The sequence below is a fragment of the Methanotorris formicicus Mc-S-70 genome (genome assembly GCF_000243455.1).
Classification (GTDB): Archaea; AGJL01; Methanococci; order Methanococcales; family Methanococcaceae; genus Methanotorris; species Methanotorris formicicus.
This window is the reverse complement of the sequence record NZ_AGJL01000022.1, coordinates 21,649-28,306: the sequence shown is the minus strand read 5'-3', so window position 1 is coordinate 28,306 and position 6,658 is coordinate 21,649. Positions and strand designations below refer to the sequence as shown.

The following is a 6,658-nucleotide window of genomic DNA, read 5'->3' as shown; positions in this document are numbered from 1 at the left end:
TTTAAATTTGTGATGGGAATTACGGTTAATTAAAAATACGGATAAAAATTTGGTAATAAAGTATTAGAGCATTTATATTGTATTTGCTACTTAAAGAGTAGAAAGAATAAAGAAATAAATTTTAAAAAATCATTCTTCATTCATTTTTTCCATATACTTTTCAATTAACTTTGGATCTATCCTTGTTTTTATTCCCAATCTCTCCAAAATAATGTTGTTTAAAATAATTTTTAAAATCTCTTTACCTTCTTTTGAATTGGTAATTTCCCCTAATTTTTTTGTTGTTGACGGAGATTTTAGTTTCATTAATGCATTAACAATATCCTCCTCTTTAATTCTCCCTTTTTTCTTTTGGTAAATTTCATCTGCAATCTCTTCCAACTTTTTCATATCAAATGGCAAATATTCTGGCAATTTACTTAAAACAGTTTCATCAATAGAACTTAAAAGCCTTGCTATCTCAATATCCTCTGTTTTATCATCAATATTCATCTTCTTTACAACAAACCAACTGTTGTGTTTAGCAATAAATTGGATTTTATTCTCCATTGTATCACCAACACACATATAAATTTATAAAATTGCATAAAATTTAATTACAACAGATAATAGCAATAAATGTGAATTAAAAAAGAAGAAAAAAGAATTTAATACATTGCTATCATTTTCTTCAATATTGGGTCAGTTATTTCATCTTCAGAGATTTCCTCAACTTCATGAACTTTTATCATTCTTCTTCTTACACCATGTTTACTTCCAATCTCAGAATACAACAACTCCAAAGCATCCTCTTCTTTTAAAGCCCTATATTCCTTTGTGAATACCATTGGTTCATCCTTATCTACAATTTCTCCTTTTATCCTAAATACCTTTATCATTACTCCCACCTTCTAAAGTTTTTTAAATTAAATCAAGTGCCTCCTCTATTTTCAACAACTCTGGACCTGTTGTATCTCCACCAACAATGGCACCTTTGGTGTTTGCAATAACACATGCTCCTACGGATGTAACTCCTTTATTTGCAGTTCCCCTTCCAATGCAATCTATCTTTAAAACATCCTTAATCCATTCGAGTTCTTCATCATCCGCAAGTGGATGCACAAGGCACCCTTTGTTGGTTGCTACTGCATTACTTCCAACTGTTGGGAGTTCTGCAATATTACCAACTTCAACATCAACATTAAGAATATCTTCAATATCCTTTTTAAAACCTTTCAATTCCTCAGAGATTATGCAACCCCTATCATTAGCAAGTACCAAGTTACCAAGAGCCGTGTTTTTACTATCCAATATTTTAATTTGAATATCAATATTATTCTCTTCCAAAAACTTCTTAATTAATTCAACCTCATCATCCTTTACAATCTTTGGCAATAAAAGACCATAAGAGTTTGCTACACATAAGGAACCAATTAAAGAACATCCACCAATATTTAACCGTGTTGTTGAAACGTCAAGAACCTCTTTAATTTCTTCTACCATGTTTTCCTCAACAATATATGGAAGAAAAGCAAATTTTTCAGTAGATAGAGCAAGGACGCCTATGGTGGACATTCCAGAAAAGTATTTTCTTATTATCATATTATCACAATTTTTAATTATTCTGCAAGTGTTGCCCTAACAACATCCCCTTCTTTAACTACCTTAACTCTAATTCTTGCTGGAACTTTTTCAATACTTCTTTCCCAGACCTTTTCATTTATTGAGTTGTCCAATTTTACAATCTCTGCTTTCATGTGCCTTTTTAAGAACTCTCTTATTTTTCTAATTGCCCTTGGGGCTCTTTTTGTTCTTTTTGACCTGTTCATCATGTCTCTCAATGGGATTGTATATATCCTCTCCTCCATTATTGACACCTCCGAAAGAATTAAAAATAATACCTATTATCGTTAATCAATTAAAGTATAAAAAAATTATATTTAAAGATTGCGGTTATAATAAGAATGATTTTAACTTCTTTAAAATTTAAGGTTAAATAAAATTATAAAAATAGAAAACTTGTTGGAGGGAAAAAATGGAAGAAAAAACGAATCTAAGTAAAGCAGAGATTCTGATGGAGGCACTCCCATACATCCAAAAGTTTCAGAAGAAGAGATTTGTTATAAAGTACGGTGGACATGCGATGATAGATGAGAATGCAAAAAATTGGACTGCAAAAGATATTGTTTTGTTGAGATTCGTTGGAATAAATCCTGTTGTTGTTCATGGAGGAGGGCCAGAAATAAATAAGGCTATGGAAAAGATGGGGAAAAAACCAGAGTTCATCCATGGGCTTAGAGTTACTGATGAGGAAACATTAGATATTGTAATGATGGTTTTGATAGGGAAGATAAATGGGGAGATTGTTTCAAAGATAGGTAAATTTGGAGGAAAAGCAGTTGGATTATCTGGAAAGTCGGGGCATTTAATAAAAGCAAGGAAGAAACTCAAATACATTGAGAAGGATGGAGAAAAGGTTATGGTAGATTTAGGAAGAGTTGGAGAAACGGAAAAAATCAACACTGAATTAATTGATATTCTATTGGAAAACAACTACATCCCAGTTATCTCACCAATTGGAATTGATGATGAAGGTAAAGCACTCAACTTAAATGCAGATACGGTTGCAGGAGATATTGCTGGTGCAATTGATGCAGAGAAGTTGGTATTAATTACCGATGTTGATGGGATTATGGGGGATATAAACGACCCCTCAACACTGTACAAAAAATTAACCATATCTGAGGCTGAAGAGTTGATGGAAAAGGAAATTATAAAAGGAGGAATGATTCCAAAGGTGGAAGCGGCAATAAATGCATTAAACAAAGGGGTTAAAAGTGTCCATATAATAAATGGAAAAATCCCCCATGCTTTGTTGTTGGAAGTCTTTACAGAAGAAGGTATTGGTACGATGATTGTGAGAGATTAAATTTAATTTTTTAACATTAGGGGGGAAGACATTGGATTTGCTAAAAATTTATCATCTATTATTGTCCCATTTTGGCTATCAAAACTGGTGGCCTGGGGAAACAAGGTATGAAGTTGTTATTGGGGCAGTTTTAACCCAAAATACATCATGGAAAAATGTCGAGAAAGCCATAGAAAATTTAAAAAAAGAGAATTTAATTGATGAAATAAAGATTTTAAACACTGATATTGAAAAACTAAAAAAACTAATAAAACCAGCAGGATTCTACAACATAAAAGCAGAGAGATTGAAAAATATAACCAAATTTATAGTTGAAAATTACAAAAACACTGAAAATTTAGCAAAGTTATCTATAAAATTAGAAGATTTGAGAAAAGAAATATTAAACGTAAAAGGTATTGGAAAAGAAACTGCAGATAGTATTTTACTCTATGCATTAGATAGGGAAATATTCGTGATAGATGCATATACAAGGAGGATTTTTAGCAGGTTGAGGATTATTGAAGGTGGGGAAGAGTATGATGAAATTAGAGGTATCTTTGAGAAAAACCTGCCAAAGGATTTGAAAATTTATAAGGAATATCATGCATTGATTGTAGAACTTGGAAAACACTACTGCAAAAAGAAAAATCCAGTTTGTGAAAAATGTCCATTGCATAATTTATGCGATGGAATTTGTAAAAGTTAAATGTAATAAAAATTAAAAAGATTATTCATAAATCTTTGTTCCAAGTTTTGTCCTCACTTCTTTGAACTTTTCTCTTAATTTTTTTGTTATTTCTCCAATTTTTCCATCGTTTATCTTTCTTCCATCAATTTCAACAACTGGAACAATCTCAGCAGCAGTTCCGGTAATGAAAACCTCATCAGCAACATAGAGTTCATGTAAAGTTAATCTCTCCTCAACAACTTCATATCCCAATTCTCTTGCTAAATCAATAACCGTATCTCTTGTAATTCCTCTCAAAACACTTGAAGAAACAGGTGGTGTCTTTATAACTCCATTTTTAACAACAAAGATATTATCCCCAGTTCCCTCAGCAACATATCCCTCTGCATCAAGTAAAAATGCCTCATCTACACCAGCATAATTTGCCTGGATTTTTGCCAAGACACTGTTTAAGTAGTTCAATGACTTAACAGCAGGGTTTAAAACATCAACAGGTAACCTCCTAACTGATGCAGTTATTACCCTTATCCCATCTTCTCCCAATAGTGGGTTCATTGGCTCAGTGATGCAGAATATGGTTGGAGTTTTACATTTCCTTGGATCTAAACCCAAATCTCCAACCCCTCTTGTTACAACCAACCTTATATATGCATCCTTTAGGTTATTAACCCTCAATGTTTCAATAACAATCTTCTCCATCTCTTCCTTTGACATTGGGATTTCTAAGGTTATGGATTTTGCAGAATCATATAATCTATCTATATGCTCCTTTAACTTAAAAACTACGCCATCATAAGCCCTTATACCTTCAAAAACTCCATCACCGTAAAGCAAACCATGGTCATAAACTGATATTTTTGCATCTTCCTTATCGACAAATTTTCCATTTAAATAAATCTTCATCAAATCACCTTTTTAGTATATTTACAAATTCATTTAAGTTATTGAGATAGATATTTTTAAATTTTATGTTTTGATTTATTGGTTATCCTTCTCCAAATAAACAGTATATGTTGGGAATGCCATTTCAATACCTTCTTTCTCAAACTCTTCTTTTATTTTTAAATTTATCTCATTTAGAGCATTTAAGTAATAATCAAACCCTAAATTTTTTATGAAATACTCAACTCTTAAATTTAAACTCCAATTTCCATACTCAACAAAATGTATCCTTATTGGTTCAACTACTGCAGGATGGTTTTTTAAAATATCCTTTAAAATTTCCTCTGCTTTTTTAATCTTATCTGCTGGTGTGCCATAGGTTAAACCTATAGTTGCTAAAACTCTCCTTTTCCTCATTACTGAAAAGTTCTCTATGATATTTGTTGAGAGTGAAGCATTTGGGATTGTAATCAAAGAATCTCCAAAGGTTCTTATCCTCGTGCTCCTAATTCCAATTTCTTCCACAATTCCCTCATAGTCAGAAACCTTAATCCAATCTCCAATTGTAAATGGCTTATCAACTATAATCAAAATCCCTGCAATTAAGTTCTCTACAGTATCCTTTGATGCCAGTGCTACTGCTAAACCACCAATACCCAAACCAGCGAGGAGTGTTGTAACATCATATCCTAAATTATCCAAGATAACTACAGATCCAAACACTATAATCAAAATCTTCATGAATTTTCTAAGTGGTGGGATCAACTGGTCATCAAGTTTACTCTCTGTTTTTTCCGTTAGTGGGGCAACATACTCAAGGATAAAATCATCAACAAACCTAATCAAAAACAGCATTACACAAAGCGTAACCGCTACAACAATCCCCTCATTTATAAGGATTGAAATGTTCTCAGGGAGTTTTAAGAAATTAAACCCTGCCCAAATTCCAGACAATACCGCCAAGATTATTAACGGCTCATCTATGGCATACAAGAATATATCATCCAATTTTGTTTTTGTTTTTGTAACTATCGCTTTTATGTAGTTTTTAATTATGTAACGCAAAATCTTTCCAAGGAGTACTCCAAACAAAATACTCAAAATACACAAAAGATAGTTTTTTAGGGGATTTCCAAAATAAACAGCGTTTAATATTTCCATATTTATCCCGCCATTTATTTTAGTTTCTCCCTTATTGGTTCCAAAATATTTATCAACTCTTCTGCAACAGCATTTTTTAAGTCCATTGGATGCAATTTTCCTTCAGTAAATATTTTTTCTAATTCCCCATAACAATTAACCACCAAATCTCCCCCGAACTTTTCTGGTCTCTTTATTGTTAATGGATATTCAAGGAAGTATTTTGCTATCTCCATAATCGGATTTCCTTCAACGACTTTTGCTGGACAGTAGGCTTTCTTTATCTTACTTTTAATAACCTCCACCTCATCATCAACAGATATGAAGTTCCCCTTTGATGAACTCATCTTTCCTTCCCCATCCAAACCAGTTAAAACAGGGTTGTGTATGCAAACTGGTGCTTTATATCCTAAAGTTGGCAAGAGTTCTCTTGCGAGCATGTGTATCTTCCTCTGCTCCATTCCACCAACTGCAACATCAACATTGAGATGTTTTATGTCATTAACTTGCATAATTGGGTAAATAACCTCTGCAACCTTTGGATTCTCATCTTCCCTTGCTATAACTTCCATACTTCTTCTCGCTCTTTTTAATGTGGTTTTTAAAGCAAGTTTATAAATATCTAAGGTATATTCTTTATCCAATTGGAACTCACTCCCATAAACATACTCTGCCTTAACACCCATTGCATCAAAGCATCTTTTGTTGTATTCCGCTAATTCCCTAATCTCATCCATGGTTCCTTTTTGGTTTAGGTAGGCGTGTAAATCAGCGAGTAATATAACAACATCAAATCCCGCATTTTGTAAATCAATCATCTTCCTTATCTGCAAGTAATGCCCTAAATGTATCTTCCCACTTGGCTCAAATCCAATGTATGCTCTCTTATCTTTCTTTTCCATAACTTCCTTTAATTCCTCAACAGATATCACTTCTAAAGCATTCTTTAATATATTTTCAACCATAATCTCCCTCCAGATGAATATTCTTTTTTTATGTTTCACATATTAATGTAAATACCAATAATATATTAAATCATAAAAACGAACGAAAATTTT

9 protein-coding genes are annotated in these 6,658 nt (G+C 32.5%); 2 read left to right on the top strand and 7 right to left on the bottom strand.

Annotated elements, in window-relative coordinates; genetic code table 11:
* Positions 1 to 129: 129 nt before the first annotated feature.
* From METFODRAFT_RS05045 to METFODRAFT_RS05030, 4 genes are all read right to left on the bottom strand, one after another.
* Positions 130 to 549 (bottom strand): DUF2666 domain-containing protein, encoded by a 420-nt coding sequence (locus tag METFODRAFT_RS05045; RefSeq protein ID WP_048115598.1) that lies wholly within the window; start codon positions 547 to 549, stop codon positions 130 to 132.
* Between the two features lie 98 nt (positions 550 to 647).
* Positions 648 to 878 carry a 50S ribosomal protein L18Ae gene (rpl18a, locus tag METFODRAFT_RS05040; protein WP_007044472.1) on the bottom strand — a complete coding sequence of 77 codons (231 nt, stop codon included), beginning with the start codon at positions 876 to 878 and terminating at the stop codon, positions 648 to 650.
* Positions 879 to 900: 22 nt separating this feature from the next.
* A complete protein-coding gene (locus tag METFODRAFT_RS05035; RefSeq protein ID WP_007044471.1) occupies positions 901 to 1,581 on the bottom strand; it encodes a translation initiation factor IF-6 in 681 nt (226 codons plus the stop codon).
* Between the two features lie 17 nt (positions 1,582 to 1,598).
* Positions 1,599 to 1,850: a 50S ribosomal protein L31e gene (locus METFODRAFT_RS05030; protein ID WP_173361557.1), complete on the bottom strand. Its 252-nt coding sequence runs from the start codon at positions 1,848 to 1,850 to the stop codon at positions 1,599 to 1,601.
* A gap of 164 nt (positions 1,851 to 2,014) precedes the next feature.
* Here METFODRAFT_RS05030 and argB point away from each other — a divergent pair, with 164 nt between their 5' ends.
* Together argB and METFODRAFT_RS05020 are read left to right on the top strand one after the other, a co-directional pair.
* The gene (gene argB, locus METFODRAFT_RS05025) at positions 2,015 to 2,908 is read left to right on the top strand and encodes an acetylglutamate kinase (RefSeq protein WP_007044469.1); all 894 of its coding nucleotides are present in this window, start codon (positions 2,015 to 2,017) and stop codon (positions 2,906 to 2,908) included.
* Positions 2,909 to 2,939: 31 nt separating this feature from the next.
* Positions 2,940 to 3,596 carry an endonuclease III domain-containing protein gene (locus tag METFODRAFT_RS05020; RefSeq protein ID WP_007044468.1) on the top strand — a complete coding sequence of 219 codons (657 nt, stop codon included), beginning with the start codon at positions 2,940 to 2,942 and terminating at the stop codon, positions 3,594 to 3,596.
* 21 nt (positions 3,597 to 3,617) lie between these two features.
* Here METFODRAFT_RS05020 and ilvE read toward each other — a convergent pair whose 3' ends face one another.
* The 3 genes from ilvE to METFODRAFT_RS05005 all read right to left on the bottom strand — a co-directional run bounded on the left by ilvE (position 3,618) and on the right by METFODRAFT_RS05005 (position 6,565).
* Positions 3,618 to 4,481, bottom strand: a complete 864-nt coding sequence (gene ilvE, locus METFODRAFT_RS05015; RefSeq protein ID WP_007044467.1) for a branched-chain-amino-acid transaminase — start codon at positions 4,479 to 4,481, stop codon at positions 3,618 to 3,620.
* A 75-nt stretch (positions 4,482 to 4,556) separates the two neighbouring features.
* Positions 4,557 to 5,621, bottom strand: coding sequence for a mechanosensitive ion channel family protein (locus METFODRAFT_RS05010; protein ID WP_007044466.1), 1,065 nt, complete (start codon positions 5,619 to 5,621; stop codon positions 4,557 to 4,559).
* Between the two features lie 14 nt (positions 5,622 to 5,635).
* On the bottom strand, positions 5,636 to 6,565 hold the full coding sequence (locus METFODRAFT_RS05005) for a tyrosine--tRNA ligase (protein WP_007044465.1): 930 nt from the start codon (positions 6,563 to 6,565) through the stop codon (positions 5,636 to 5,638).
* Between the last annotated feature and the right edge of the window lie 93 nt (positions 6,566 to 6,658).

Bases quoted from the DNA above. Each gene is read 5' to 3' on its own strand.
- argB (WP_007044469.1), top strand. From the start codon at position 2,015: ATGGAAGAAAAAACGAATCTAAGTAAAGCAGAGATTCTGATGGAGGCA.
- METFODRAFT_RS05010 (WP_007044466.1), bottom strand. From the start codon at position 5,621: ATGGAAATATTAAACGCTGTTTATTTTGGAAATCCCCTAAAAAACTAT.
- rpl18a (WP_007044472.1), bottom strand. From the start codon at position 878: ATGATAAAGGTATTTAGGATAAAAGGAGAAATTGTAGATAAGGATGAA.
- METFODRAFT_RS05005 (WP_007044465.1), bottom strand. From the start codon at position 6,565: ATGGTTGAAAATATATTAAAGAATGCTTTAGAAGTGATATCTGTTGAG.
- METFODRAFT_RS05045 (WP_048115598.1), bottom strand. From the start codon at position 549: ATGGAGAATAAAATCCAATTTATTGCTAAACACAACAGTTGGTTTGTT.
- ilvE (WP_007044467.1), bottom strand. From the start codon at position 4,481: ATGAAGATTTATTTAAATGGAAAATTTGTCGATAAGGAAGATGCAAAA.
- METFODRAFT_RS05035 (WP_007044471.1), bottom strand. From the start codon at position 1,581: ATGATAATAAGAAAATACTTTTCTGGAATGTCCACCATAGGCGTCCTT.